This is a genomic window from Paraburkholderia sp. BL10I2N1, assembly GCF_004361815.1.
Classification (GTDB): Bacteria; Pseudomonadota; Gammaproteobacteria; order Burkholderiales; family Burkholderiaceae; genus Paraburkholderia.
In genome coordinates, this window is record NZ_SNWA01000001.1 from 2,769,640 (window position 1) to 2,795,603 (window position 25,964).

24 protein-coding genes and 1 pseudogene are annotated in these 25,964 nt (G+C 60.9%); 14 read left to right on the top strand and 11 right to left on the bottom strand.

Features of this window, described 5'->3' with window-relative positions; genetic code table 11:
* The first annotated feature begins 14 nt into the window (after nucleotides 1-14).
* The 3 genes from B0G77_RS12990 to B0G77_RS12995 all read left to right on the top strand — a co-directional run bounded on the left by B0G77_RS12990 (nucleotide 15) and on the right by B0G77_RS12995 (nucleotide 1,727).
* On the top strand, nucleotides 15-356 hold the full coding sequence (locus B0G77_RS12990; RefSeq protein WP_133662488.1) for a hypothetical protein: 342 nt from the start codon (nucleotides 15-17) through the stop codon (nucleotides 354-356).
* Nucleotides 357-423: 67 nt separating this feature from the next.
* Nucleotides 424-585 carry a hypothetical protein gene (locus B0G77_RS43195; protein WP_166656152.1) on the top strand — a complete coding sequence of 54 codons (162 nt, stop codon included), beginning with the start codon at nucleotides 424-426 and terminating at the stop codon, nucleotides 583-585.
* 404 nt (nucleotides 586-989) lie between these two features.
* A complete protein-coding gene (locus tag B0G77_RS12995; RefSeq protein ID WP_133662489.1) occupies nucleotides 990-1,727 on the top strand; it encodes a DUF6875 domain-containing protein in 738 nt (245 codons plus the stop codon).
* A 5-nt stretch (nucleotides 1,728-1,732) separates the two neighbouring features.
* On the opposite strand, the gene B0G77_RS13000 is transcribed toward B0G77_RS12995, so the two are convergent.
* The 3 genes from B0G77_RS13000 to B0G77_RS13010 all read right to left on the bottom strand — a co-directional run bounded on the left by B0G77_RS13000 (nucleotide 1,733) and on the right by B0G77_RS13010 (nucleotide 5,533).
* The gene (locus tag B0G77_RS13000) at nucleotides 1,733-3,586 is read right to left on the bottom strand and encodes an alpha/beta hydrolase (RefSeq protein WP_243750984.1); all 1,854 of its coding nucleotides are present in this window, start codon (nucleotides 3,584-3,586) and stop codon (nucleotides 1,733-1,735) included.
* Between the two features lie 2 nt (nucleotides 3,587-3,588).
* Nucleotides 3,589-3,867, bottom strand: a complete 279-nt coding sequence (locus B0G77_RS13005; RefSeq protein ID WP_133662490.1) for an acyl carrier protein — start codon at nucleotides 3,865-3,867, stop codon at nucleotides 3,589-3,591.
* Between the two features lie 88 nt (nucleotides 3,868-3,955).
* Nucleotides 3,956-5,533 (bottom strand): amino acid adenylation domain-containing protein, encoded by a 1,578-nt coding sequence (locus tag B0G77_RS13010; protein ID WP_133662491.1) that lies wholly within the window; start codon nucleotides 5,531-5,533, stop codon nucleotides 3,956-3,958.
* Nucleotides 5,534-6,004: 471 nt separating this feature from the next.
* Here B0G77_RS13010 and B0G77_RS13015 point away from each other — a divergent pair, with 471 nt between their 5' ends.
* From B0G77_RS13015 to B0G77_RS13030, 3 genes are all read left to right on the top strand, one after another.
* Nucleotides 6,005-6,313, top strand: a complete 309-nt coding sequence (locus B0G77_RS13015; RefSeq protein WP_133662492.1) for an acylphosphatase — start codon at nucleotides 6,005-6,007, stop codon at nucleotides 6,311-6,313.
* 393 nt (nucleotides 6,314-6,706) lie between these two features.
* A complete protein-coding gene (locus tag B0G77_RS13025; RefSeq protein ID WP_133662493.1) occupies nucleotides 6,707-7,075 on the top strand; it encodes a DUF2591 domain-containing protein in 369 nt (122 codons plus the stop codon).
* Nucleotides 7,076-7,559: 484 nt separating this feature from the next.
* Complete coding sequence (locus B0G77_RS13030; RefSeq protein ID WP_133662494.1) at nucleotides 7,560-8,213, top strand: peroxiredoxin; 654 nt, start codon at nucleotides 7,560-7,562, stop codon at nucleotides 8,211-8,213.
* Between the two features lie 114 nt (nucleotides 8,214-8,327).
* Here the strand turns inward: B0G77_RS13030 and B0G77_RS13035 are convergent, their stop codons facing one another.
* Both B0G77_RS13035 and B0G77_RS13040 read right to left on the bottom strand, forming a co-directional pair.
* Entirely contained in the window at nucleotides 8,328-8,585 is a 258-nt protein-coding gene (locus tag B0G77_RS13035) for a hypothetical protein (protein WP_133662495.1), read from the bottom strand.
* A gap of 354 nt (nucleotides 8,586-8,939) precedes the next feature.
* On the bottom strand, nucleotides 8,940-11,342 hold the full coding sequence (locus B0G77_RS13040) for a PAS domain S-box protein (RefSeq protein WP_133662496.1): 2,403 nt from the start codon (nucleotides 11,340-11,342) through the stop codon (nucleotides 8,940-8,942).
* 87 nt (nucleotides 11,343-11,429) lie between these two features.
* On the opposite strand from B0G77_RS13040, the gene B0G77_RS13045 reads away from it, so the two are divergent.
* A complete protein-coding gene (locus B0G77_RS13045; RefSeq protein WP_133662497.1) occupies nucleotides 11,430-11,639 on the top strand; it encodes a hypothetical protein in 210 nt (69 codons plus the stop codon).
* 356 nt (nucleotides 11,640-11,995) lie between these two features.
* Here B0G77_RS13045 and B0G77_RS13050 read toward each other — a convergent pair whose 3' ends face one another.
* Both B0G77_RS13050 and B0G77_RS13055 read right to left on the bottom strand, forming a co-directional pair.
* Entirely contained in the window at nucleotides 11,996-12,778 is a 783-nt protein-coding gene (locus tag B0G77_RS13050) for an ABC transporter substrate-binding protein (RefSeq protein ID WP_133662498.1), read from the bottom strand.
* A gap of 526 nt (nucleotides 12,779-13,304) precedes the next feature.
* Complete coding sequence (locus B0G77_RS13055) at nucleotides 13,305-14,534, bottom strand: ATP-binding protein (protein WP_133662499.1); 1,230 nt, start codon at nucleotides 14,532-14,534, stop codon at nucleotides 13,305-13,307.
* A 680-nt stretch (nucleotides 14,535-15,214) separates the two neighbouring features.
* Here B0G77_RS13055 and B0G77_RS13060 point away from each other — a divergent pair.
* From B0G77_RS13060 to B0G77_RS13090, 7 genes are all read left to right on the top strand, one after another.
* On the top strand, nucleotides 15,215-15,520 hold the full coding sequence (locus tag B0G77_RS13060; protein ID WP_133662500.1) for a panthothenate synthetase: 306 nt from the start codon (nucleotides 15,215-15,217) through the stop codon (nucleotides 15,518-15,520).
* A 164-nt stretch (nucleotides 15,521-15,684) separates the two neighbouring features.
* On the top strand, nucleotides 15,685-16,062 hold the full coding sequence (locus B0G77_RS13065) for a hypothetical protein (protein ID WP_133662501.1): 378 nt from the start codon (nucleotides 15,685-15,687) through the stop codon (nucleotides 16,060-16,062).
* Between the two features lie 254 nt (nucleotides 16,063-16,316).
* Nucleotides 16,317-17,762, top strand: coding sequence for an NAD-dependent succinate-semialdehyde dehydrogenase (locus B0G77_RS13070; RefSeq protein WP_133662502.1), 1,446 nt, complete (start codon nucleotides 16,317-16,319; stop codon nucleotides 17,760-17,762).
* 163 nt (nucleotides 17,763-17,925) lie between these two features.
* Entirely contained in the window at nucleotides 17,926-18,318 is a 393-nt protein-coding gene (locus tag B0G77_RS13075) for a GFA family protein (RefSeq protein ID WP_133664130.1), read from the top strand.
* A 542-nt stretch (nucleotides 18,319-18,860) separates the two neighbouring features.
* Nucleotides 18,861-19,166, top strand: a complete 306-nt coding sequence (locus B0G77_RS13080; RefSeq protein ID WP_166656153.1) for a DUF2917 domain-containing protein — start codon at nucleotides 18,861-18,863, stop codon at nucleotides 19,164-19,166.
* 245 nt (nucleotides 19,167-19,411) lie between these two features.
* Nucleotides 19,412-20,980, top strand: a complete 1,569-nt coding sequence (ilvA, locus tag B0G77_RS13085) for a threonine ammonia-lyase, biosynthetic (RefSeq protein ID WP_133662504.1) — start codon at nucleotides 19,412-19,414, stop codon at nucleotides 20,978-20,980.
* Nucleotides 20,981-21,240: 260 nt separating this feature from the next.
* Nucleotides 21,241-21,717, top strand: coding sequence for a hypothetical protein (locus B0G77_RS13090; RefSeq protein WP_133662505.1), 477 nt, complete (start codon nucleotides 21,241-21,243; stop codon nucleotides 21,715-21,717).
* 42 nt (nucleotides 21,718-21,759) lie between these two features.
* Here B0G77_RS13090 and B0G77_RS13095 read toward each other — a convergent pair whose 3' ends face one another.
* The 4 genes and pseudogenes from B0G77_RS13095 to B0G77_RS13110 all read right to left on the bottom strand — a co-directional run bounded on the left by B0G77_RS13095 (nucleotide 21,760) and on the right by B0G77_RS13110 (nucleotide 25,182).
* Nucleotides 21,760-22,764, bottom strand: a complete 1,005-nt coding sequence (locus tag B0G77_RS13095; protein ID WP_133662506.1) for a sterol desaturase family protein — start codon at nucleotides 22,762-22,764, stop codon at nucleotides 21,760-21,762.
* 50 nt (nucleotides 22,765-22,814) lie between these two features.
* Nucleotides 22,815-23,035, bottom strand: a pseudogene (locus B0G77_RS13100) (YncE family protein); the annotation flags it as partial.
* A 169-nt stretch (nucleotides 23,036-23,204) separates the two neighbouring features.
* Entirely contained in the window at nucleotides 23,205-24,014 is an 810-nt protein-coding gene (locus B0G77_RS13105) for a DNA-binding domain-containing protein (RefSeq protein ID WP_133662507.1), read from the bottom strand.
* Nucleotides 23,998-25,182 carry a DUF692 family multinuclear iron-containing protein gene (locus tag B0G77_RS13110; protein WP_133662508.1) on the bottom strand — a complete coding sequence of 395 codons (1,185 nt, stop codon included), beginning with the start codon at nucleotides 25,180-25,182 and terminating at the stop codon, nucleotides 23,998-24,000. Before B0G77_RS13110 ends, B0G77_RS13105 begins: the two co-directional genes overlap by 17 nt.
* Nucleotides 25,183-25,964 lie beyond the last annotated feature (782 nt).

The following is a 25,964-nucleotide window of genomic DNA, read 5'->3' on the forward strand; positions in this document are numbered from 1 at the left end:
CGGTAGGGAATCAAATGAAACGAGGGACCGTTGTCACGCTGTCTGTCGCTGTGCTTGCGATCCTTGGCGGATGCGGAAACAAGGAGGGCGACCAGTTTATCGGCAAATGGGAGAATGCGAAGCGCAAGGAGACGGTTGAAATAAGCAGAAACGGTGACGGTTTTATCATAACCGACACGGCCCCTAACTTCTTTGGGGGTGGAATGAAGACGGTCAGGATCCCTGCTACCTATCAGAAGGGAATGTTGCAGGTGGGCACTGCGTTCGGTAATGCAAATATCGGCTATGACAAGCAGCATGACACGCTAATGATGCCGACGATGGACGGAAGCGCGGAGCTGACCCGCATCAAGTGACCCGTTCACTGGAAAAGACCTGTCGACATTCATCGCACAAACGCCTCGCGGCACGGGCGAATCGCAGTTGACCGAGGCCAAGGGACTCGCACTGGCGCAATTCGAGAAGCGCATTCGATGGAGCGAAATGCGGGGCAACGGCATCCACGATGATGAAGCGTATCTGATGCGCGGCGCTCTTTCGATGCTGCAAAAGGTGCTTGCTGAAAGTGGCGTCGCACTGCGCTAAGCCACGACGGAAACCTGCCGTGCGTGCGAGCGTCGGGCGCGCGCTTGCTCGCAAAGTGCTTAACGGGTACGGGCGCTGAAATCACGCGCGGACCCTGTCCTGGCGCAGGGCGCGTCCTGTCGATTGCGGCAACCCGAACGTCGAATCACAGCGGAACACATCGAGCCCGGCAGTCACGCTGCCGGGCTTTCTGCCCGAATCGACCGCCGGATCTGTTCGACAGCCAACACTGCTTGAGGCTAGGACCGTGTAAAAATCAAATCGCTTTAAATGCCGCTTCGTGGCGAAAGTATGATCCTTTCAATTTCGACAGATAACTTCGAGTATTGAGACTTTGCTTCCTTACCGCTCAGGCTTGGCACATCGTATTTTTTCTATTTCTGAATAGGTCGACGGTTTGTGTCATGAAAAATGATATTGAAGCTTCCAGATCTTTCCTCTCGATGTTTGATCGGGAAATTGAAAAAATAAAGCGATCAGCATGTCTGTCAATAGACATCAAATCCGTCCCGGACCAATCCACCAGGGAAGTATTTGAATCGGGGCTCAATTGGCTTGCAGCCTTCATCATGAGACCGCACGCTGAACTGGGTCGCCGCGGCGCCGTTTGCCCTTTTGTTAAGCCAGCTCATCACGAAGGGTCATTGGTTTTTTGTATCTGGGACGTAACAGAACTACCATTCGACATTTTCATTTCGATATTAAACAGGCTACCCACCCTTTATCATCAACTGTTTGCCGATATGTCCGGTAACTCACGACTATGTTCGATATGCATATTCCTCAATGGCTTGAAAGAAGAGCAATATTCTGAATATATAGACAGGGCGCATTCGATGGTGAAGCCTGTTTTCATGGAGGCCGGATTAATGATCGGAGAATTTCATCCTTTGAGCGTGACGGCAGGGGTCCATTCGAGGACATTCCGGCCGATGCGTAGTGATCGGCCTGCTTTCGTTGTGCGAGCGATAACGCCTCATGATGCGATGTTTATTGACAGGGACGGTAGCCCTGCAGAAGTGCGTCTTCGCGAATTATTGACCTATAAATCGTGGGTAGGAGCAGTCCTGCCCGAAGACGAGAGCCTGGCAATCGAGAAGCGGATTACAGAGTTGAGACTGGCGATAGCAGGTCGTAGTTGACGCGGTCATCGGGCCGCTTTGCGCGGGCCGATCTGAAGCCACACCCGGTGCAGCGAACTCACGTGTAGAACTGGAGCGCGCAAGACGCCGGCGCGCCCGGCATCGAGAATCCTCTCGCGCAGGAATTCCTCGAAATGAGCCATTACGACGTCACGCGCTGTGTGTGAGAACAACGCGTGATCCACCCTCGCGAGTATCTTTGCCGTCACGTTCGTCAGCTTTCCGAGTTCGCTACCGTTCGGGCCAAAACGGATCGCCAGTTCATCGAGCCCCGCATCGAGCGAGCCGTACACGAGCGACGTTTGCACCCCCTTGTTCTCGAGGTCCATGATGAGTTGGCGGATAGCACCGGTCGAGGTGTTGAGACCGAATCTGCCTTCGAACGGACTGCTGACGAGCGAAGTCAGGCGCACATACCAGCGGCGTGCCAGCTCCACGGCGATCGCTCGCCCATTCGCCTGCCCGGTCAGCAGCCGGAGCCACTTATGGGGAATTCGGATCGAATCCCAGTACACCCGACTCGATTCGACATGGTGGGCGCCCGGCTTCGTTTGTGGGCCGCCCCAAAAGAAAAACGGCAGGTTGACCGACATGCAGCCCACAACGCGAGGATGCGCTAACGCCGTATGAATGCTGACGTATGCGCCCGTGCAGACGCCGAACGTGACAACCTCCGTGTATCCGGCCGCCGTCAGCCATTCCACGCCCGCTGTCGCGTCGATGACCGAATGACGGGCGTACACGGCTTCGAGCGTCGGCGAATCCTCGTGATGAAGACTGTCGCCGAGGCCGCCCAGGTCCATGCGTAACGAGGCGATGCCTTGCCCCGCAAGCCGTCGCGCCATCAGTACGGCCAGCCGTCCGTCGCCGACGCGATGAACGCCGCCCGCATTGACGAGCAGCACAGCGGGGGCGTGTTCGAGCGCGCAGTGCGGCCGGCACAACACGCCGACATAGCGCCCGCCTCCGAACACGACAGGTGTCTCATGACCGCCCGCAAAAGCGATCCGTGCGTCGGCGGCCGGTGCAAGTATCCCAACCGCCGGCGTCGCCGGCGTGCCGGACTGAAAACCGAGCCATTCAAGCACACTGTCGAATGCTTGCCGAGGCGGCAAGCTAAGCCGAGGGTCGACCAGGAACTTGTCGTACCCGGGAAAAATCTGCACGTCTGCGCTCGCACCATGACCACGGTATTGCTCGACCAGTCGACTCATGGACAGGCTGTCGCAACTATCATGCAGCAGCACACGGGGTGCGGGAGGCCGCGCGTGCTGTACGAGGTCGACGGCAGCGAGTTGCTCGAGCGTGTCGGTATACAGCTGAAATCCGAACGCGCCCACGGCGCGCCCGACGTCGTCCGCCTGCGCGCTTTCGCGACCGTTTGGGGTCTTGAGCCAGCTCTGATGCTGCAAGCTCAGTTCCCGTATATAGCGCTTGCCGGCGATTACGGGCGCCATCAAAACCAGGCTATGGACGCCGCCCAGTTCTTCGGCCGCCAGGACGGCCAGCGTCGCTCCCAGGCGTAACCCGCAGAAGATCAGGTGTGTTACGCCGGTCGCAGCCCGCAGATACTGCGCCGCAGCCTTGATGCTGTCGATCCATGTGCGAAAGCGCTGCGGGTCTTCCTCGTTGCCGGCCGAATCGCCGGTTCCCGGATAGTCGAAGCGAAGAACGGGAATGCCGCCGGCCAGCGTCAATGCTTCTGCAAAGTCGCGCCAGCCGCGGTGAACGCATAGCGCGTCGTAGCCGAACGGGCTGCACAGCACCACGCCCGTCGCCGCGTTGCCGCCTGCCGGCAGGTGCAGCGACCCGTAACAGCCACCAAAGGTGACCGGCCTCATCGCAGGATTGCCTGTCATGGCTATTGCCGCGCGGCCGCACACTGCCGGCTCGCCACCGGCTCCTGACGTACGAGCGGTGCGAGCCCGCTCGTGAGCGAATCGATACATTGAAACAGGTCGAACGTAATCAACTCGCCTGGTATTTCTATGCCGAATACGTCTTCAACGGCCAGCATCAAACGGACCGTGCCGAGCGAAGACAATCCGGCGGCGTACAGGTTGTCGGTGTCGCTCAAGGTTTCGACCGGCACGTCGAGGCATGCGGTTTCCGCAAGAACGCGGCGCAAATCGGCTTTCATTGGCTCCCCTTCAAGGCTCATTATTGGTATCAACGCACTCATGCGCGGCGATGGGTGGCTATTCCGCACAGGGGGCGTGGCACAGACCTCATGCGGCAACCTCGCCGCGTGCGCACTGTCCTGCGAGGGCCATTCTGTCGATTTTGCCGTTCACGTTAAGCGGGAACGAATCGATGGCAACGATCCGTTGCGGCACCGCGTAGACTGGCAAGCGTTGCCGGCACGCCCGCAGAATCAGCGCGATCTCAACCCGGGCGTTTGCCACGAAGGCGACGAGACCGGTGGCTCGCCCGACTTCATCGAACGGCCACGGGATCACCGCGCACAGCGCAGCATGGCTGCACGCTTGCACGACATGTTCGACTTCTTCCAGCTCGACCCGGTTGCCGCGAATCTTGACCTGCGTATCGAGACGCCCCTGAAACACGATTCCGTGTTGCGTCGCTGCGCGCGCCGCGTCGCTGCTTCGATACCAGCGTTGCGCGCGCCGGCCCGGATAAGTCTTCGCAACGAACCTGCTATTGCCGGCTTCATCAGGCGACAGATAGCCACCGGCAAGCTGCGGACCACCGATCAGCAACTCGCCCGTCTGCTCCGCGGCGACCGGTTCGAGCTCGGCATCCACGATCAACAGTTCCACCCCAGGAAGCGCCCAGCCCAGCGGCATGACCGTGTGCCGCGGATCGTCGAGGAACTCGGCGGTGACCTCGAAGCACGTGCAGGCGACGGTCGCTTCGGTCGGCCCGTACATATTCAGAACCCGGCTGTTTGGTGCGGCCCGCATCCACGCCAGCGCCAGCGAGCGAGGCAACGGCTCGCCGCCGAACATCGACACGCGAAGACCTGGGAATGCACCCGGCGTCAGCTTGCGCATTTGCTGCATGAAGCCGGCCAATGAAGGCACGCTATTCCAATGTGTAATTTCGTGAGTCTTGATAAAGCCCGCGCTATAGACTGGATCGACGGTGTGAGGCACGTACAGGCAGCCGCCGTTCGCCCAGCAGACGAACATGTCGTGCACGGACGGATCGAAGCTCAGTTCGCAAAACTGCACATAACGCGCTTCGTGCACTTTATCGGCCAGTTTCAATTGTCCCGTCACATAGGCATCGGCGTTCGCATGCGTGATTGGCACGCCCTTCGGCGCCCCGGTCGAGCCGGACGTAAAGAGTATGTAAGCGACGTCGTGCGCGGTGCCCGGGTGCTGCACATACGGCGCGGCTGGCAGCGCCGGCAGAGCGGCGGCAACGGAGGGCAGGTGCGGTTCATCCGCGTCTTCGTCGAGCAGGAAGATCTGCGGGCGTTCGTCGAGCAAGCGCAGCACTTCATCGAGCGACGCGGCGCAACGCCGATCGATCAGCATCAACGGCGCACTGGACTGCTCGATGATGGCTGCGATCCGCGTAGCCGGCATCTTTGGGCTGAGCGGCACATAGGCCATACCGGCGTCGAGAATTCCCAGCACGCCAGCATAGGCGGCGACGCTGCGATGCCCAAACAGCAGACATCGGCGCGCGTCGCTGGTCCGTGCAACCGCTGCCAGTCCCGCAGACACGCGACGTGCCCTGGTTTCGATTTCGCCGTAGCTGTAAAGACGCTCGTCGACCCATAACGCGGGCCGGCGCGACTGGCTCGCGACAGAATCGAAGAAGAAGGATTGCAACATCTGACGGCCTCGATCGTTCCAGGCGAGACAGCGAACCGCCGCAGGCACGGCACTAACGGTGTCAGCGGCATGCCATCCCGTCATCCGTCGACGAATCGCCGAAGGAACGTTCGCTGCCGACAGCCGCGCGGGTCAATCGCGTCCCCTCCAGTAAGCTTCAAGCCCCCCCGTTGAAGGCTTGCGAAGAAGCGTAACGTTTCAACCCACGGGTCTCTGTGCGATACCGCTCGCTTCCTTTTCAGTTGGTTGGGCGGTTTCCAGGCTGAAGCGCAGCGCTGATGTGATTGATCGGAAGCATGAGATTGGGGAAGCAGGAGCAAGGCATGCAGCAAAGACTTCAAATGGCGAATGGAATTGTTATGTGGCGCGAGGCTGGCGGCGATACTATCAAGATCGCATTTGCGGTATATCGAGCAGCCGAGCCATTGCATTGAGACGCGAGGCTGCGTCAGCACGCTGCGGGAGCGCGGTATGGAAGCGGACGACAATGAAGGAATGCTCGAGACCCGGCTGGTCACAGTGCGTGGCCTGGTGCAAGGCATAGGCTATCGGGAAGCATGCGTACGCCGTGCCCATGCGCTGAGCGTTACCGGTTGGGTACGCAATCGCATGGACGGTTCGGTGGAGGCCATGCTGCAAGGGTCGCCGGCGCAACTTGCCGAGATGTGCGCGTGGCTAGGCGAAGGCATGCCCGCAGCGCTCGTTGAGCGCCTTGAGGTAACCGAAATGCAGCCTCCGTTTCCCCGCTTCGACCAATTTCAGCGCTTGCCCACGCTGTAGCAACCGACGAATTGTCATATGGAAAGACGGTTCGCCTTCACGGGCCGTCGGCGCTTGCGGGTCACCCGGCAACCGCCCCGAGGCTTGTGCCCCGATACAGGCTGCAACGTGCTTCCATTGCAGCTTACCAGGGCAGACCTCGGCGAGCGTCACCAATGGGTTGAAGTACGCGCCTGAGATACTGATAAAGGAGGCGATGAGCGCCGCCAAACCGGCGCCTGTCGCTAACGTATTGGAGGAGCGCGATTGCGACGTTGTCGCCGGCAAGTCGCAAGGTCGATGGCCCTACAATGATCACGCGGGAAAAGGTGCAAGCGTAGCCAGATCGGGGATGCGTGTTCCGGGTTCGGGCGATCTGGATTGGCGAGGGGCAGAGCGATTCAAGGAGAGGAAATGAAGGTAGCTGAACTGGAAGGAGAACTGCTCGACTACTGGGTTGCTCGCGCTGCGGATTTGCTGAATCCTCGCGTCGACGATGGTTTTTGCTGGGTCGAGGAGCCTGCGTGCGATGGTGATCCTGCCGGCACGCTCGATGCAGCATTCTCACCGTCGACGGATTGGGCGACTGCTGGTCCGATCATCGAGCGCGAGCGCATCGCCTTTGTGCCGCACCGGGACGATCAATTGGCGTCCGCGTTCAAGATCGACGGTGACACCGTTTCCGGGGAGCGATTCCGACAAATGGGCCCGACTCCACTCGTCGCCGTCATGCGTTGCTTTGTGTCCAGCAAGTTTGGCGAGGAGGTGTCTGACACGGCGTAGGTAAGCGCATCACCTCTGATCAGCGGCGACCTCTTAAAGGCTCGTACACGCTACTGCTCTGGCTGGAAGAAGAAGGAAGCCATGGTTATTGCGGTGCAGCGAGCGTTCACCGAGGCAAAGCGGAAAATCTGAATCTGGATCGAGTCGAAAGGAGGGTTTCATCCCCCGGGGAGCGGGCACGAACGTATCACCCCGGGATTCGATAGGGTGTCTCTGCGCGACGGGGGCGGTGAAAGTCTTATTTTGGTCTACGCTATATGCAGCGGTCTGTTGTGCGTTTTCGTGTTTGTGCCGCATCACTGCTGTTGGGGTGGCTTCTGGATTCGCTGCGTTCGCAGCGGATCCTGCCGCGTGATACAGCTCGAACGGGCAGAGGTCGACCGTTCACGAAAACCAATATTCTGACCCCGCTTCAAACCAGTCAGGGTCCGTTGCTCGCACAGCAGCAAAAGACCCTGGTGCACCCACCCCATGGAGGATCAAGATGTCGATTCGATTAGGAGAAGAAGCTCCCGATTTCACCGCCGAAACCACTGAAGGGACGATCCGTTTTCACGAATGGGTAGGAGATCATTGGGTAATCCTGTTCTCGCATCCGAAGGATTTCACGCCCGTTTGCACCACCGAGCTCGGATACATGGCCGGGCTCAAGCCGGAATTCGACAAGCGCAACACCAGAATTATTGGACTCAGCGTCGATCCCGTCAGCGACCACCAGAAATGGATGAAGGATATCGAGGAGACGCAGGGACACGCAATCAACTACCCATTGATCGGCGATGCGGATCTGACGGTCGCGAAGCTCTACGACATGATCCACCCGAATGCAGCGGGCGGGGCGCGCACCGCAGCGGACAACGCGACGGTGCGCTCGGTGTTCCTCATCGGTCCCGACAAGAAGGTGAAGGCCATGCTCGTGTATCCGATGAGCGCAGGCCGCAACTTCGACGAGGTGCTACGTCTGCTCGATTCGCTGCAACTGAACGCGAAACACACGGTGGCGACACCGGTGAACTGGAAACCGGGCGAAGACGTCATCATTCCGACATCTGTTTCGGACGATGACGCAAAGCAAAAATATCCGCAGGGTTTCAAGACCTTGAAACCGTATCTGCGGTACGTGGCGCAACCGAGGTAACGCCTTCATCAAGCGAAGCCGCGAGCGCCAGGCAAACTGGGTCTGGCGCCCGTCCTGATGGTGCACGCAATCCGTGGTCATACGATTGGCTGCGAGTCTTCGCGGGTTACGGACTTACTGCGTTGCGGGCCGGTTCGGCGGCTGAGATGTCTGATTGAGTCTCGCGGAATCCCGGATCAGTTTGTCCGTCATCGCCGCCGCGACCGGGTTCCAGCCGCGGCGATCGGGGCCGTCCTGGCCGGCTGGGGCCGGCGGCGGCAGTGACGGATCGAGTTTGGCAGACTCCCTGACCAGTTGGTCCGTCATCGCCGACGAAACCTGGTTCGAGCCGTGTCGACGCAGACTGTCACGCTCACGCTCGACGCGCTGCATCGCGCCTGCCTTTGAACCGAAGGACTCCTCGACGTCAGCTGACTCGAGCGTATGAGCCGGCTGTGGATGCGGCAGTGCTTCTGGTCGAGGTTCTTTCGCAAGGTGCCCGGCTGGCGGACCGGGTTCAGGTGTCACGGTAAGAGGCGAATGCCAATCCAGCCACGAACACGCCTGTGATCAGCGCCTTGCCGGTATTCGTCATATCTAACAAGCGGATCGCTCAAGCGATGCGATACACCCATGATCGTCGACTGTTCAAAATGGGATCCAGGGTCAGAAGCGAAGCGCCACCCGCGCGTTGGCGGTAGCGCCAGCGGCAGTACGGACGAGCCGTGAGCGCGCAGACCCCGCAGCTCAGTTGCCACCCGTGCCGCTGGCCCGCCGGGTATCCGTGGCCTCGATGGCGTCACGCAACTGCTCGAGCGTATATGGCTTGCGTAGCACGTCGTAGCTGAAGCCGAGTTCCTGAGGATTGGGTACATCACGTCCGGATGCGAACACGATCTTCAATCGGGCATACGACGCACTCGCTGTCCGCGCCAGGTCAATACCGGATTGCCCCGGCAACGTGATATCGGTCAGCAGAACATCGATGGGTTCGTCCCGCAACGCAATGGCAGCCTCCTCGGCAGTTCCGGCCTGCCGTACAACATATCCCGATGCACTGAGCAGTTCGCTCACGGCTTCGCGTGCGGCACTGTCGTCATCGACTAGAAGAATAGTTCGCTTTCCGGCCGTGCTGGAGGAGCGCTGGAGGGCGACAGCGGTCCTGGCCTCGGTCCGCGCAGCGTTGTGCGTATCCACTGCGGCGGAGCTCTCCAGTATCCGACGGATCCCGGTCGCGAGTTGCTCCCGGCTGTATGGCTTGCTCAGCAGTTCGACACCCGGGTCGAGGCGACCGCCGTGCACGATCGCGTTTTGCGTGTATCCCGATGTGAACAGCACTTTCAGGTGCGGAAGTGCTCGCACCCCCTGCCTTGCCAGGTCAGGGCTGCGCAGCGAACCCGGCATGACGACATCGGTGAAAAGCAGGTCGATATAGACACCGCTCTGGATGATAGAGAGCGCGCTCTGGGCGTCATCCGCCTTGAGGACCGTGTATCCGAGTTGTGCGAGCGTGTCGAGCACCGTGGCCTGCACCTTTTGATCGTCCTCTACAACGAGAATGGTCTCTTGCCCGCCTGCAACAGAGAGGGGCGTCCTCGTATCTGCTTCGAGCGCCTTCTCCATCGAGCGGGGAAGATATACCTTGACTGTGGTCCCTTCTCCCGGCTCGCTGTAGATCTTGATATGACCGCCGCTCTGCTTGACGAAGCCGTAGGCCATGCTGAGGCCGAGGCCCGTGCCCTGTCCCTCCGGCTTGGTGGTAAAGAATGGGTCGAATGCGCGTTCCGCCACTTCCTGCGACATGCCGATGCCCGTGTCCGTAATCCCCAGCATCACGTACTGGCCTTCAGCCACATCCGACGCGAAAGCACGATAGTGGTCATCGAGCACGGCATTCGACAGTTCCAGTGTCAGCTTTCCGCCCTCAGACATGGCGTCTCGCGCATTGATCGCCAGGTTGAGCACGACATTTTCCAGCTGATGTATGTCGACGAAGGTATTCCAAAGCCCGCCAGCGACGATCGTTTCGATTTCTATCTGTTCGCCCAACGCGCGCCGGAGCAGATCATCCATGCCACGAAGCATCGCAGCGGGGTTGACGACGACCGGCTGCAAAGGCTGCCGGCGCCCAAACGCGAGAAGTTGAGCCGCCAGCTTGGCGCCGTGCTCGACCGCTTCGATTGCCTTGTTCAGACGTTCCCGGGTCCAGGGATCACCACCATGTCGTCCGTCCAGAAGCTCGAGGTTTCCACGTAGCACCTGCAGCACGTTGTTGAAGTCATGTGCGACGCCACCCGTCAGCTTTCCGATCGCCTCCATCTTGTGCGCCTGAAAAAGTGCTGCGCGGGTTTGCTCGAGCTGTTCTTCTGCGCGACGGCGCTCCGTCACATCCCGCGTGACTTTTGCGTATCCGATCAGCACGCCGTTATCGTCGCGAATGGCATCGATCACGACATGCGCCCAGAACGTGCTGCCATCGCGACGCACGCGCCAGCCCTCGGTTTCGAATCTGCCCTCGCGCGCCGCGATATCCAGCCCGCGCTGCGGTGCACCTCGCGCGACATCTTCGGCCGTATAGAAACGCGAAAAATGGGTTCCGATCACCTCGCGCGCAGAATATCCCTTGATGCGAAACGCCCCCTGGTTCCAGTTTGTCACGTTCCCTTCCGGCGACAGCATGAAGATCGCGTAATCAGTGACGCCTTGCACCAGCAGCCGAAACTGCCGCTCGCTTTCGATCACGGCTTCGTGGGCTGTCCGTTTGTCGCTGATGTCGCGGACGATCTTGCCAAAGCCCGCGGGCCTGCCGTCGCGGTCAAATAACGCGGTAATGACCACGCTTGCCCAGAACACCGTACCGTCCTTGCGAACACGCCAGCCCTCGGACTCGTAGCGCCCGTTTTCTTCCGTGCTGCGAAGCGCTTCGTCTGGCGTGCCGCGAAGCCGATCCTCTTCCGTGTAGAAGACGGAAAAATTCTTGCCGAGGATTTCATCGGCCCGGTATCCCTTGATGCGCTCTGCACCCGGGTTCCAGGTAACAATGTCGCCGTGCTGCGTCAGCCGGAAGATCGCGTAGTCAGTCACGCGGTCGATGAGGAGTTGCGGCCAGGAAGCATCGGCATCGCTTTGCGGCTTTCTGTCGGCGTCCATTGTCAGAGACGTTTGTAAGTGGTGTTTCGCGACGAAGGGGGAGGGCAAACCCTGATGGGTCGCCGGCGTGGCTACCCGGTGCTCAGGATGATTGTAATCGTCGTCGTGGTTTGCGAAACGCCTTTGTCGCATTTTGGCGAGTTGCCGGTCCTCTGGAATAACGGTAGCCCGGAATCGCGCTTAACCTCGCGCATTGAAAACATCGACAGTACGCGCGGTTTGACAGGGAACCGGGACAGCTATCATCCGATAGCTGTCGATCGCACGGTGCGTTTCTACAGGGAAAGAGCGGTGTAAGATGGAAGCACGCCGTGTCCGGAGGCTCGCCGTGTTTGCCGATCCGATTATCCAGGTCCCCGCGTTCGTTGAATTGACGTTGCTTGTGATCGTCTTGATGGTCGTCAGCGTAGTCCGTGCGCGACGGCAACGGGAACGCCAGCGCAACCGCGCCGGTGCTGGCCCGCAGGCGGGCAGATAGAGTGGCCGCCGACATTCCACGAAGCTTGCACGTTTAGCGCCGTGCACCTATGCGCTGTGGTTGCGTAGCCGCGTGTCGGCGCAGGTGAAGAGCGCGCGTAGCTCGCCTTTTGTCGTACCGCGCGCAGCCCTTGCCAGTCATCGCGTGCAGGGCAGGGTCCCTGCACAGCATCCCATCAGCCGCCGTAAATGTCGAAGTCGAAGTATTTGGCTGCGAGCTTCCTGTAGGTGCCGTCCTTGAGCATGTCCGCGATGGCCTTATCGATCTTTGCCTTCAGATCGGGGTCGTCCTTGCGCAGACCGATGCCGGCGCCGATGCCGAGCACCTTCTCGTCGACCAGTTCTTCGCCGACGAACTGGTAGCCCGCGCCGCGCGGCGTCTTCAGAAAGCCCAGGTCAGCCTGCACTTCGTCTTGCAGCGTCGCATCCAGACGGCCCGACAGAAGATCGGAATAGACCTGATCCTGATTCTGGTAGGACACGACGCTTGCGCCCTTCGGTGCCCAGAAGGTCTTCGCGTAGGTTTCCTGGGTCGTGCCCTGTTCGACCCCTACGGACTTGCCTTTCAGGGATTCTGTGGTCGGCAGGATCGGCGAACCCTTCTTCACGACGAGGCGTGTCGGCTGGTTGTAGATTTTTGTCGAGAAGGCGATCTGCTCGGCGCGTTGCGGCGTGATGGACATCGACGACAACACCGCATCGAACTTCCTCGCCTTCAGGGCCGGGATCATCCCGTCAAAGTCGTTTTCGGACCACACACACTTCGCCTTCAGGCGCGCGCAGATTTCATTGCCGAGATCAATGTCGAAACCGACAAGCTTGCCATCGGCTGCCTTCGATTCGAACGGTGCATAGGTCGCGTCGGTACCGAAGCGGATGGTGGTCCAGTCCTTCGCGTGGGCTGCGCCTGCCGATACGGCAAGCAGGGTAATCGAAAAGGCTGCAATCAGTTTCTTCATCTAATTCGCTCCTTGGAGTGGTCTGTCCCGTTCAGAACGGTGATTCGTGAGGATTGCGCACCGGAAGCCAGCGACGTTGACAGCGCTGTTCGCCCGGACGGAGCCCCTCTCTGGCGGGACATCCGCATTGGGACTATAGGCCAAAAATAAAATTAAAGTCTAGAATGGACAAAAATATACATCATCGATGATGAAGCCCCGGCATCGCCGAACCCTTGAGCACTCCGTCCGGGCGGACGTCGCGTGATGCCTTGCCCCCTCGCTGAGTGCGAAAAGCAGGTGCTTGCGGCGGTGCCGGCATAGGTAATGCCGGGCGAGACCGTGTTTTGGGACACGTTCGCTCATTGTTTTTCTCTTGATTGAAATGAGCGATCCTGGGGCGCCCTTGTCTGCGATCCAGTCAACGTCTGCCGTCGGCCCTCAAAAGGAACACCTGAAAAATGAGTTATCCGAATCAAAGGCGGGACGCGAACCTGAGCGGTTCCAGCCGCAGAGAACAGGAAGGGGCTGATACGAGAGAACTCCGCTACGACTGTGGCAAGATCAATTGCACCCGAAGACCTCCGTCCGGATGATTGTCCACGGAAAGGCGCGCTCCGCAGCTCCGCGACAGTTTCGCAACGATGGCGAGGCCGAGACCCCAGTGGCGGTCGCTCCCCTCTTTACCGTGCAGGCGAACGAACGGCCTTGTCGCGTCGGATAGCTCGTCCGCCTTGATTCCGGCGCCATGGTCGCGCACGCTGAGAAGCCATCCATCGGGATCCCTTGACGTGCTGATCTCGATCGGAGGTGCTCCGTGCGCGAATGCGTTGTCGACGAGATTGGCCATGAGGCGTTCGAGCAGCGTGTGCGGCATGGCGAATTGCGGGCCGGCTTTCAGGTCGAGGGCGAACCACGCTTTGTCGATCACACTGCTGAACGAGAACCGGTCGCGCAGGAATGCGTCCACGGGCACGGTCTGCTGGTCCGCGCTGGACTGCTCGACTACGTCGAGAAATTGCTGCGCAATGGTCGAAAACGAGTCGATGTCTTCGACGAAGGCGACGCGCTTGTGCCATTCGGAAATGCCGAGCGCACGGGTTCGCAAACGCGAGGTCCGGAACTTCATATACCGGGTAAGCCCCACTATGGCGACGGATTGATCCTCGGCCGCCTCATGGCGGCGACGGAGCATCTCGTTGAACGTCCTGACCAGTTGACGCAACTCGCCGAGCCCCTGTTCAGGAAGCACGGTCAGCTGTCGGCCACTCCTGTACTCGCACGCCGTGCGCGTCACGTCCGCGAGGGGGCGCCGCAGGAGCCGGGTACCCAGGAACGCGAGGGCGAGGAGTTCTGCCCACGTCAGAAAAACGAGGCGGAGCTCGAACGGAGAATCGAGGGATGTCATGAACTGCAGCGGATCGTCCCGGAAACTGGGCTTCGCATGCGGTGAAGGTTGTGCGGACACTTCACCGTTGATTCCGGTTGCCGACCCTTCGATGGCGTGTTCCCGCAGGTCGACCAGTTTCGGCCGGACGACGACGTCCGGCTTTGCCACCACTGGCGCGAGCGCCACCGTCGGCCGGAATACGGACGAGGGAAGGGCAAGGGAGTTTTCCACGGAATGCTGGGTGGAGTCCAGTGTGAAAACAGCACCCGGCGTATCCCGGTCATCGTAGCCGGAAGACTGTGCCGGAACCTGCGTGAGGCAACCCGCGCCCGATACCAGCAACGTCACTATCGAAAGCAGAATCAGATTTTTGAACAAGGTGTCCAACGGTTCCTCTTTCCATCGTTGAGGGGAGGGCGGTGCCGATCGCGCATCCCGGGCGAGCCGGACGTGAAATTAAAATGTCACGAGGCTAAAGAATCCCAGTCGATGTCCGTTAACAAGGAAAAAGAATCGACGTGGCCGCAACCGGTCTGGTTGGAGAGCGTCGCCAGCACATCATCGCAAAGCTCGTGACTATAAAACCTGTGAACATGCGCCGGGAAGTGCAAGTCCTTACCAAATCTTTCCTTTTGTTCCGCTGACCGGATTCACAGGCAGGCAGGCGGGCGCAGGGCAGTCCGCCAGGAAATCAATTCCCCTGATCGCTGATCGAGACCGCCGTTCTCCAGGGGTGGCCGCATCCGCAAGTCGGTTGGCGAATTGCCCGGGGTCGACAGGCCCGCATATTCGCGCCTGCTGATTGCGTGAACAACGTGACGGCATGGTCGCGTTGTCGCTTTCGGGGCGCGCAACCGTCGACCGGCAATGGCGATCGGTCTGGGTTTCCGCAGACGTATCCGTATCTGCCCACTCGTGCCTGAACCGGATGGGGACAACCCGGGCGTTTCATGCCGCACCGCCGCAGCGTCTCTCCGGACGCGTGACAGGAAAAGAACCTATGCTGGTTTGAGCGGCGTAAACGAGCCTCCGCCGGAGGGTCTGCGCCGTCGAACAGGAGACACGTCATGCGTATGCTGCTCAACGTCCGGATACCGAATGAGCCCTTTAGCAGTCTCGTGCGCGATGGAACCGCAGGAGACGTAGTTGGGCGGATCATCGAGGAATGCAGGCCCGAGTCGATTTATTTCACCGAGCAGGATGGTGCCCGCGGAGCCGTTGTCGTTGTCGAAGTCGCTTCGGCGGCCGACATTCCAAGGCTTGCCGAGCCCTGGTTTCTGATGCTCGATGCCGAGTGCGAGTTACGCATTGCGATGACCCCGGAGGATCTTCAGAAAGCCGGGCTGGACAAACTGGGCTCCAGGTGGCAGTGAGCGGCGACTCTCGTCGCGGCTAAAGCGCTGACCGATAGCGGGACAGGCGCCTGCGGCGCCTTTGAAGGACCGGTAAGCAGCGGAAAGATGAATTTCATCTGGCTACAATGGCGCGAATGGCAAAATTACCGGCTTCGAACAGACGTAGAAACCGGAAAGAGAAAATGTCTGAACTCAGGCTGGATCTCAAGCTCACGACCGACGGATCGCATCAACTCGCGCTGTCGCTTCCGCACGGCCCCTACCTCATGGACGCGAACGATGTGGAAGTGCTCGCCCGGACGCTGGCGCAGCAGCGGGACAAGATGCATCCGGCGGTCGCCATGAGCAATCCGACAGGACCGCGGACTGCCATCCTCGACCCGCGCTGGTACGTCGCACACGAGTCGCTCATCGACGGATGCGCGCTTCATCTTCGTCATCCCGGCTTTGGCTGGCTTTCGTTCGGGATGCCGCGCCAAAGCCTTCTCGACCTTCAGAAAATCATCGCTAACGTGCTCGACCGCGTGCAGCACGAGCAGGAATCGTTGCGGCCCAACTAGCGCTGTCGTCGTGTCCGTCAGGTCTCGATGGTTCTTCCGGTTGTGGGTGAAGCGCAGAGGGGCTTGCAAGCCGGGTAGCGAGGCCTGTGACGCGTCTTTGCGGGTTGGGAACGGATGCACTGAGGCGCGCCGCGCCGATCTCGCTGTCGATGCGCTTTCGCGCAATCGGATAAGATCGACACTATCGGCAGTTCATTGAAGGTCGCCCGTAAGCTGATGGCGGCCTGTCGTCCTCCAACTATCAGGAACACAACATGGTCACATCGAGCTATACGGATACCCGACTCTTGATCAACGGCGAGTGGTGCGACGCGGCGAGCGGTAAAACCATCGACGTCATCAATCCGGCAACCGGTCAGGCGATCGGCAAGGTTGCGCACGCCAGTATTGTCGATCTGGATCGGGCACTGGCCGCCGCGCAAAAGGGCTTCGAGGCCTGGCGCAAGATTCCGGCCAACGAACGCGCGGCGACGATGCGCAAGGCCGCGGGCTTCGTGCGTGAGCGTGCCGAGGGCATCGCGCGCCTGATGACGCAGGAGCAGGGCAAGCCCTTTGCGGAGGCGCGCGTCGAGGTGCTGGCCGCGGCCGACATCATCGAATGGTTCGCCGACGAAGGGCGCCGTGTCTACGGCCGGATCGTGCCGTCGCGCAATCTGTCTGCGCAGCAACAGGTGCTCAAGGAGCCGATCGGCCCCGTGGCCGCGTTTACACCGTGGAATTTTCCGGTCAACCAGATCGTGCGCAAGTTGAGCGCCGCTCTCGCGAGCGGTTGCTCGTTCCTCGTGAAGGCGCCGGAGGAAACACCGGCTTCGCCCGCGGGCCTGCTGCAGGCGTTCGTCGATGCCGGCGTGCCGGCCGGTACGGTCGGCCTCGTGTTCGGCGACCCGGCTGAGATTTCCAGCTATCTGATTCCGCATCCGGTCATCCGCAAGGTGACGTTCACCGGCTCGACGCCGGTCGGCAAGCAACTGGCGGCGCTGGCTGGCGCGCACATGAAGCGCGCGACGATGGAACTGGGTGGTCACGCGCCCGTTATCGTGGCCGAAGACGCCGACGTGGCGCTCGCCGTCAAGGCGGCGGGCGGCGCGAAGTTCCGTAATGCGGGGCAGGTCTGCATTTCGCCGACGCGCTTCCTCGTGCACAACAGCATCCGTGAAGAATTCGCTGCGGCGCTCGTGAAGCACGCGGAAAACCTGAAGCTGGGCGATGGTCTGACCGAGGGCACCACGCTCGGGCCGCTCGCCAATGCGCGACGTCTCTCGGCGATGGACAAGGTTGTCAGCGACGCACGCGCGACGGGCGCCACGGTCGCGACCGGTGGTGAACGCGTGGGCACGGCAGGCAACTTCTTCGCGCCTACGGTGCTGACGAACGTGTCGCTGGAAGCCGATGTGTTCAACAACGAGCCGTTCGGACCGGTCGCGGCGATCCGCGGCTTCGACAAGCTGGAAGACGCGATCGCCGAGGCCAATCGTCTGCCGTACGGGCTTGCCGGCTATGCGTTCACCCGGTCCTTCCGCAATGTCCATCTGTTGTCGCAGCAGATGGAGGTTGGCATGCTGTGGATTAACCAGCCCGCGACGCCGTCGCCGGAAATGCCGTTCGGCGGGGTCAAGGATTCGGGTTACGGGTCCGAGGGCGGTCCGGAGGCGATGGAAGCGTATCTCGTGACCAAGGCTGTGTCGATCATGGCGGTATAACAAAACCGCGACCGTCCGGTGTCAACCAGCACGTTGTTCAGCGTGCTGCTGATCGCGTTGGCGCGCCCGCTCATTCAGAGAGGGCGCGCCTCATGATCCGACCGTTTGTTCATATAGTGATGAGCCGCCTGTGAACCCGTTCTCCGAGACAGAAGCGGGTCCGATGCTCGCCGGCAAATGCCTGTGCGGAGCGGTGCACTACGTTGTGAAAGACGAGTTTGTCTATGCGCTGATCTGCCATTGCTCGAATTGCCGCCGCGCAACCGGCTCGGCATTCAAGCCTTTCGCCGGGATCGAACATCACAAACTAAGCGTGACTCGAGGCGGCGACAACCTGTTGATCTTCGGCGACGAGCGAGCCGCTCACGACGTTCATTGCAGGACATGCGGATCCTTGATGTATTCGGTGGTTCGCGAGGGCACGTTCGTTCACGTTACGCTTGGGACGCTCGTCGATAGCCCGGCTATTCGCCCCACCGCACATATCTTCGTCGGCTCCAAGGCGCCGTGGTTCACGATCACGGATCAATTGCCACAATACGACGAGTTTCCTTGAAGAGCCGGCACACTCACGCAATAGCCGAACACGGCCTCCCAGTTCGCTTCGGCATGCATCGCGCCACAAGACCGCCGCGAGTCTGATTGAGCGAATGCCGCTCTATATCCGGATGGAGAGTGTCGAATACACCGCGTGATAACACCACTCGCACGTTTTACCCAGACTGAACAAATCTATTTTGCATAGTATTGCGCCTGTTATAACGATGGCGCGGAATACCCGGAAAGGATTTTTATATTGACAGGCGATTCAGCCTAATACATAGTTATTGCATGCAATCGCTCAACTTTATCGCTACCACAAAACACCGAATGAACGCCGTATGGCGCATTTCATCGGGGGCGTGTGTGCGTTAGAAATCTGCAAAATCGCAAATCACAAGGCCTCGCCGGAAACGGATGGGGCCTTTTTCTTTTGTGTGCCTTATCCGTCTGTCGGCTCTATTGACGGAGAATGAGATGGATCGTGCACGCCTGCAGTCCGTTTGTCCCGATTTAACCGGATGCGATTCGCGCGAAGCGGACCGGTTGCCGAGAAGGGTGATCCATTTCGCGCTCATGCCGGGGCGGACCGTTTCGCTGCGTCTGGACGCGGATTCCGAAATCCGCGTTCGTACCACACGTGTATGGCTCACGCGCGTTTTCTCTCCCTACGACTACTGGGTGCAGCCGGGAGATGTTATCCGGCTGCAGCGTGGCGAGCGTATCTGGCTGAGCACGGACGGCGACGAAGCGGCCGAAGTGGCGCTCACCAGCGAATACATCGAGCGCTATAACGCAGTCAGTCGCTGGATTTCCCGGTGGGCGGAACGGCTGTTTGATCTGTCTGTTCCGCGTTCGCGATGAGTGCGGCTGCGTGCGGGTATTGGATCCTGTTATCCGGGCATGTCGTCACGGGATTGACAAAATCTTCCATGTGCACGAAGCTTGATGCCATGAACTGCCACGCAATCCTGATCGCGCTGATTATTAGCACCATTCAACGAATGGTGGGTTAGCGCGCGTCTGGTGGTAGCGACCGAAACCCGCCCCAAGAGGCGGGTTTTTTGTTTCCGCCTCCTGGATGCACGAAGACCACCCAGGAGCTTGCCATGCCGGCACACCAGACCAGACACGTTGTCGAAAGCGAGAGCGTGATCCAGCGGACCGACTACCTCAAGAAAACCCTGACCGCCCGCGTCTATGACGTGGCTCGCGAGACGGAGCTCGAACATGCTCCGAATCTGTCGGCGCGGCTACGCAATCCGGTGTACCTGAAGCGCGAGGACAATCAGCCGGTTTTCTCGTTCAAGCTGCGCGGCGCCTACAACAAGATGGTGAATCTGCCGGCCGACGCGCTGCAGCGCGGCGTGATCACCGCGTCGGCGGGCAACCATGCGCAGGGTGTGGCGCTGTCGGCGGCACGGCTTGGCGTGAAGGCGATCATCGTGGTGCCGGTGACGACGCCGCAGGTGAAGGTCGACGCGGTGCGCGCCCACGGCGGCCCGACGGTCGAAGTCGTGCAGGCCGGCGAATCGTATAGCGACGCCTACGCGCATGCCGTGAAGCTTCAGGAGGAGCGCGGCCTCGCCTTCGTCCACCCGTTCGACGATCCGTACGTGATCGCCGGCCAGGGCACCGTGGCGATGGAAATCCTGAGCCAGCATCAGGGCCCGATCCACGCGATCTTCGTGCCGATCGGCGGCGGCGGCTTCGCGGCGGGCGTGGCCGCTTACGTCAAGGCGGTGCGGCCCGAGATCAGGGTGATCGGCGTGCAGACCGAGGATTCCTGCGCGATGGCGCAGTCGCTGAAAGCCGGGGAGCGCATCGCGCTGACCGAGGTGGGCCTCTTTTCGGACGGCACCGCGGTGAAGCTGGTCGGCGAGGAAACCTTCCGCCTGTGCCGCGCGTATCTCGACGAAGTGCTGCTGGTGAATACCGACGCCCTGTGCGCCGCGATCAAGGACGTCTTCCAGGACACCCGCAGCGTGCTCGAACCGGCGGGCGCGCTGGCGGTGGCGGGCGCCAAGCAGTACACGGAACGCGAAGGGATCGAAAACCAGACGCTGATCGCGGTCACCTCGGGCGCGAACATGAATTTCGACCGGATGCGCTTTGTCGCCGAGCGTGCCGAAGTGGGCGAGGCCCGCGAAGCGGTGTTCGCCGTGACGATCCCCGAAGAGCGCGGCAGCTTCAGGCGCTTCTGCGATGTGGTCGGCACCCGCAGCGTCACCGAATTCAACTACCGGATCGCCGATGCGCGTTCGGCGCACATCTTTGTGGGCGTACAGATCCGCAATCGCGGCGAATCGGCGGAGATCGCGAAGGCGTTCGAGGCGCACGGCTTCGCCACCGTCGACCTGACGAACGACGAACTGTCGAAGCAGCACATCCGCTACATGGTGGGGGGCCGTTCGCCGCTCGCGCACGACGAGCGGCTGTTCCGCTTCGAATTCCCGGAGCGGCCGGGCGCGCTGATGAAGTTCCTGTCGTCGATGGCGCCGGACTGGAATATCAGCCTGTTCCACTACCGCAACCAGGGCGCGGACTACAGCTCGATCCTGGTCGGCATTCAGGTGCCCGGCACGGAAGACGGCGAATTCGCCCGCTTTCTCACGACGCTCGGCTATCCGTACTGGGAAGAAAGCGCGAATCCGGTCTACCGGCTGTTCCTCGCCTGACAGACCGGCCGGGAATACCGCCGTTCCCGGAACGAAGGCGCTATGTAAGCCTTTGATGACTTGCCGCGGCAAGCCCGGCAACGTCACAGCGTCATTCCCCGAGGCCGGCGCGTGGAACCGGGGCTGCTGCGACGATCAATTGGCAAGGCCGGGCGACGGCTCGTGGGGGCTGAAGCCTTGTTCCACGGGACCCGTAAAAAAAATTGAAGTCTGGCGAAGTTTGTACCGTTATAGGGGGTGTCTTCACACGGCAAACCATGATGTCGCACTCCACTCCGGTATCGCCTTCGGGCAAGAAGCGCCGCGTCGCCAGCCAGGTAGCGGCCAGTACGCGATTGCTGCCGCTCCCCGATGAGGTGGTGAGCGCTCTGCTGATCGACTATCACATGGCTTTGGCCAGTCTGCGTCAGGGACGCGGCGATCTGCGCCATTTTGTGACGATGGCGCGGGTTGTCGTGGTGTCCTGCCACCTATTCGACGCAGGTTACGGTGAGGCCCATATCGACGGTTTGATGGAAGTTCAGGACGCGCTGGATCGCAGCCACCGGATGGCGGCGGAGTCCACCAACTGGTGCGTGGACGACGCAACGTTCGAATTGCTCGCCGACCTGTTGACGCTGCACGAGCAGCAACTCCGTGAAGCACCGTTTCACGTTGTCGCCAGATCGAACGAGAAGATGGAGCTGGGCGTCAGCATGTCCGGCACCCGGGCGTCGGGTATGCGCACCGCGGCGTGATTCGCGCGGTATCAGTCCCTTCTATCTCCTCTGCCGGCGAATTCAGCTTGACGCGCTTCCATACGTCCGGCGTCCGCGCACGCGCTCGACGATCCGCCCGAACGCGAGCCATTGCTGCGCCAGCAGACCCTGTCCATAGGCGCGCCCCACGCCGTGCGGCGCAGGCAACTGGTCACGGATACCAGTCGGCTCGACCCTCCTGTTCCACGAGGCGGTGCGAAAGATCATGTCCCACCACGGAAACAGCACGCCGAAATTACAGCCATAGCGGGTGCCCTCGTGGCCGTAGCCGACCGCATGATGCCGCCGATGAAAAATCGGGCTGACGATCAGACGTTCGAGCAACCATCCATAGGGCAGGCGGGCGTTCACATGCTGGACGCTCTGCATGAAATTGCCGACAGCCACCAGCACGACGAACTGGGTCGGCTGCACGCCGATGAAGAGCGAGATAGCCGCGAAAAACGCTGCCTGGATGATGTCGTCGAGAAAGTGGTTGCGATCGTCGGCCCATAGCGACATCTGCTGCTGGCTGTGATGCACGGCATGCAGTTCCCACCACACGCCGAAGCGATGCTGCCACCGGTGATACCAGTAGCCGGCGAAATCGAGCACGACGAGATAGATCAGGAACGACACGACCGGCTGGTCCGTCACGCCAGGCCAGATGCTGTCGAGATCGGTGTTGGGCACGTAGTGGATGACCATCAGGCTCTGCCAGTGATTGAACAACGGCTGCAGCATAAAAAAGAACGCCGTGTTGATGATGCCCAGTTTGGCGATCCAGGTGTAGATGACATCGGCGCGCAGCGCCTTGCGGTCGTGCCATGTTTCGGCGGGCCGCAGCGCCTCGAGCGGCCGCAACGCGAGATACGTCACGCTGACCTGCAGCGCGCCAATGATCACCCAGTAAAGCGCGTCGTACGTATCTTCGTCGTACCCCATCAAACCGACGCGGTAGAAAAAGGGTTGTACGACATCGACGTACAGCAGCGTCTGCAGCGCCGAGATGCCGTTGTCGAGCTGGGCGAGGATTGCTTGGATCATCAGAGGTCTCTTTGAAAGCGGGTCATGCCAGGCAGCATCGAGTTGGCCCTTCAGTCCGGATTCGGGGCGACGACCGGCGCCCGTTCGGCAAAGTACAGGCCGTGCGGCGAGCGGCCGACTGCAATCGTCTGGACCAGCTTGTGCGTGGTCATGTCGATCACGCCACATGCTTCGCGAACCGGAACCTCACCCATAGATAGCGGCGATCGGCCGATAGTTCCATGTCATCCGGTCCGGGCATCAGTCCGGTAATATCGCCGACTTTCGTCAGGGTGTCGGAAGCTGTAAGGAAGCCGACGGACGGGATGTCTGCCTAACGGATGAGCGGGTGCAGTGGATGACAGGCAAGCGGGTTCAGCTTAAAAAAAATCGTATGGATTCGCGTGTTTGGGCTTTGTTTGTCCGCTGTGAAGGTACGAAGTCAAGAGCGAAGCGGATCTTCACGCGTCGTCCGCTGTGCCGGTGATCGCCGACGCGGAAATCCATTCCTGCCACTGGGACGCGAAATCAAAACCGGAATCGACTGCGAAGGCCGCATCCAGTGCCTCTCCTAGCGTCGATCCGCGCTGCAACGCGACGAACGCAGCGTGTGCGGCAGCGGAGTGAAGCAGTACCGTGGGACGCCACAACGGACGGACGACGAGCGTGTGCGTCGGTACGTCGATGTGTTCAGGAAAAACGCCGCCCGGTTGATGGGCGAGCCAGATGTCGGCAATCGCATACGGCGACACGATGGACGCGCACGCAGGATGCACCGCGAGGCGCGCATCGAGCAGCGCTTCGCTGCCGGTTTCGTTCCACGCTTGCGGCGTGAAGACGGCAACGTCCGCGGCGAACCAGGCGGCGTGCACCGCCCATTCGAGGCGCGCGACATCAGCGAAATATCGAAAGCGTGGATCGTGTTCGCGGGCTTCGATGAAAACCGGCATAGATGCACCAAAGCGGTTGAGGTCGCCGCTTTGCGACGGATGCGCCCGTCCGTAGGCGAGCGACAGCGCGTCGAAATAGCTGTCGCCGACGAGGGCAAGCAGTACCGGATAGGCACTGGCGAGTGCCGCTCGCCAGTGAGCCCTCAGGTTGCGCCGGTACAGCTCGATGCGTTTCGGGAGCTCGCCAGGTGGATTGGGCGACGATGGCGCGGGTTTCAACGCGGCGAGTGCCGCCGGTTCACATTCCGTGCCGGCCAGCGCATCCGCGAACACGCGCTGAAGCGAGTCAAGTGACACCGGCGACTCAGGTTGCGACGTCATCGCCGTGTCCCTCAGCAAGCGTTGCAGCGCTGGCGCACCTTTCTGCCCGATGCTGTCGTGTGAGTCGAACCTCGTCGAGCAGCACGCTCAACGGCGGCAAATCGGTGTCCCATTCGATCAGCGTCGGCGTCTTGCCGAACCGGTCGAGCGCGTATCGATAGAGCGTCCAGACGGCGGGCGCGACGCGTGAACCGTGATCGTCGATCACAGCGACGTCGGTCACGCAATGTCCTGCAAGGTGGATCTCGCCGACCATCCCGGGCGACAGGTCGTGCATCGCGGCCACGGCGTCTTCGCCATGATTGCACTGATTCACGTAGAGATTGTTGACGTCGAGCAATACGCCGCAGCCGGTGCGGCGCGACAGTTCGGCGAGAAAAGCGGTTTCGCTGTATTGGTCATCGCGATAGCGTAGATACGTCGAAACGTTCTCGACGAGGACTGGCCGGCGAAGCGTGTCCTGCACTTCGCCGATCCGGGCGCATAGCCGCTCGAGCGCCGCATCAGTCAAGGGCATCGGCAGGAGGTCATTCAGATGGCCCGCCGATGTCGCGGACCAGCATAGATGTTCGGAGACCACCGCGGGCTCGATTCGCTCGACAAGACGCTTGAGCCTGCCCAGATGCGCGGTGTCGAGAGGAGGGGGCGAGCCGAGGCCCAGGCCGACACCATGAAGGCTCACAGGCAGATCGCGTCGTACGACGCCGAGCACGTGCAGGTCATAACCACCGTCGCCGAAGTAGTTCTCGCTGTGCACTTCGACCCAGTCGACTGCCGGCGTGGCGCCAAGGAAGTCGTTGTAGTGCGCGTGACGCAGCCCGATACCGACGCCGGGTGGTGCGCTGGCCAGTAAGTTGTGGTCAGTCATGCTGGAGCGGGTGTGAGCGCCGGTCGGGCGGCAACGTGAGAGCGTCAGGTACCGACCGTGCCACCGAGTTTTTTCGCAGGTGCCTTTCGGGACATTCTTGAAGTCGCCCTTGTCGTTGTCGACTTTCGCCTCGCCCGCGCAGCCGTGCACGCCGGTCTTGCTGGCGCAGTCATTCTGGCCGGCTTTGGCGATACCGTAGCACTGCACGTTTGCTTCCGCGTGGGCGGCCGGGATGCCAGCCGTGGCGAGGCCGGCGAGTGCCGCCGCGACCAGCGCCTGGCGGCCGAGATTCGGGTTCATGGTCTTCTCCTGGGTGTTTTCCTACCGATCAATATAAGGACTTCGTGTATCCACCGCGATGTTCAGGTGAACCACATCGCCATTTTCCTCAAAAATCGGCAGGAGAGGTGGTCCGTCGCAGGGCAATGGCATGAAATGTCAGAGAGTGCATAAAAGTTAGCCGGAAGGGTTGTCAACAGAATGGGGGCGTTGACTCTGGTTTTTGCCCCCCGGGGAAACGGATGCAGGACACTGGGCTGGCTACGTCCCCCTATTCCGCTGGAACAGGGCATTCCCTTTCACGACACCTACGGTCGAGTCTTCGCTGCACTCACTGAGCCGGCTCGCATGGAACTGGCCAGCCGTGCATCTTCAGTGACCTTTATCACCCGATGGCAGTAGCCGGCGCTGTGGCCCGGCATGCACTCGATCGTGATGGTTGAGGTCACCCGCGAGATCGGCGACAGGATGAGGAAAGAGCGCCGCTGCTACGTCTCCAGCCTGCCCTGGACGCGGCACGCATCGCCCATGCGGTGCGCTCCAGCTTGCGCATTGAAAACAACCTGCGCTGGTGTCGTGACGTGGCCTTCGGCGAAGACCAACGCCGGGTGCGCGTGGGTCACGCCGCGCAGAACTTCGCCCTCCCCAGACGCCTCGTGATGAGCCTGCTGCACCAGGACGGCACGACTAGGACATGACTGAAAAAACCTTCGTCTGAAGGCCCGCGTGAGCGATGTTTATCGCGCTCAAGTCCTTGCCCGGCAAGCGATCTGGTGATCTGATGCGTCATGCCAATTGCCCTG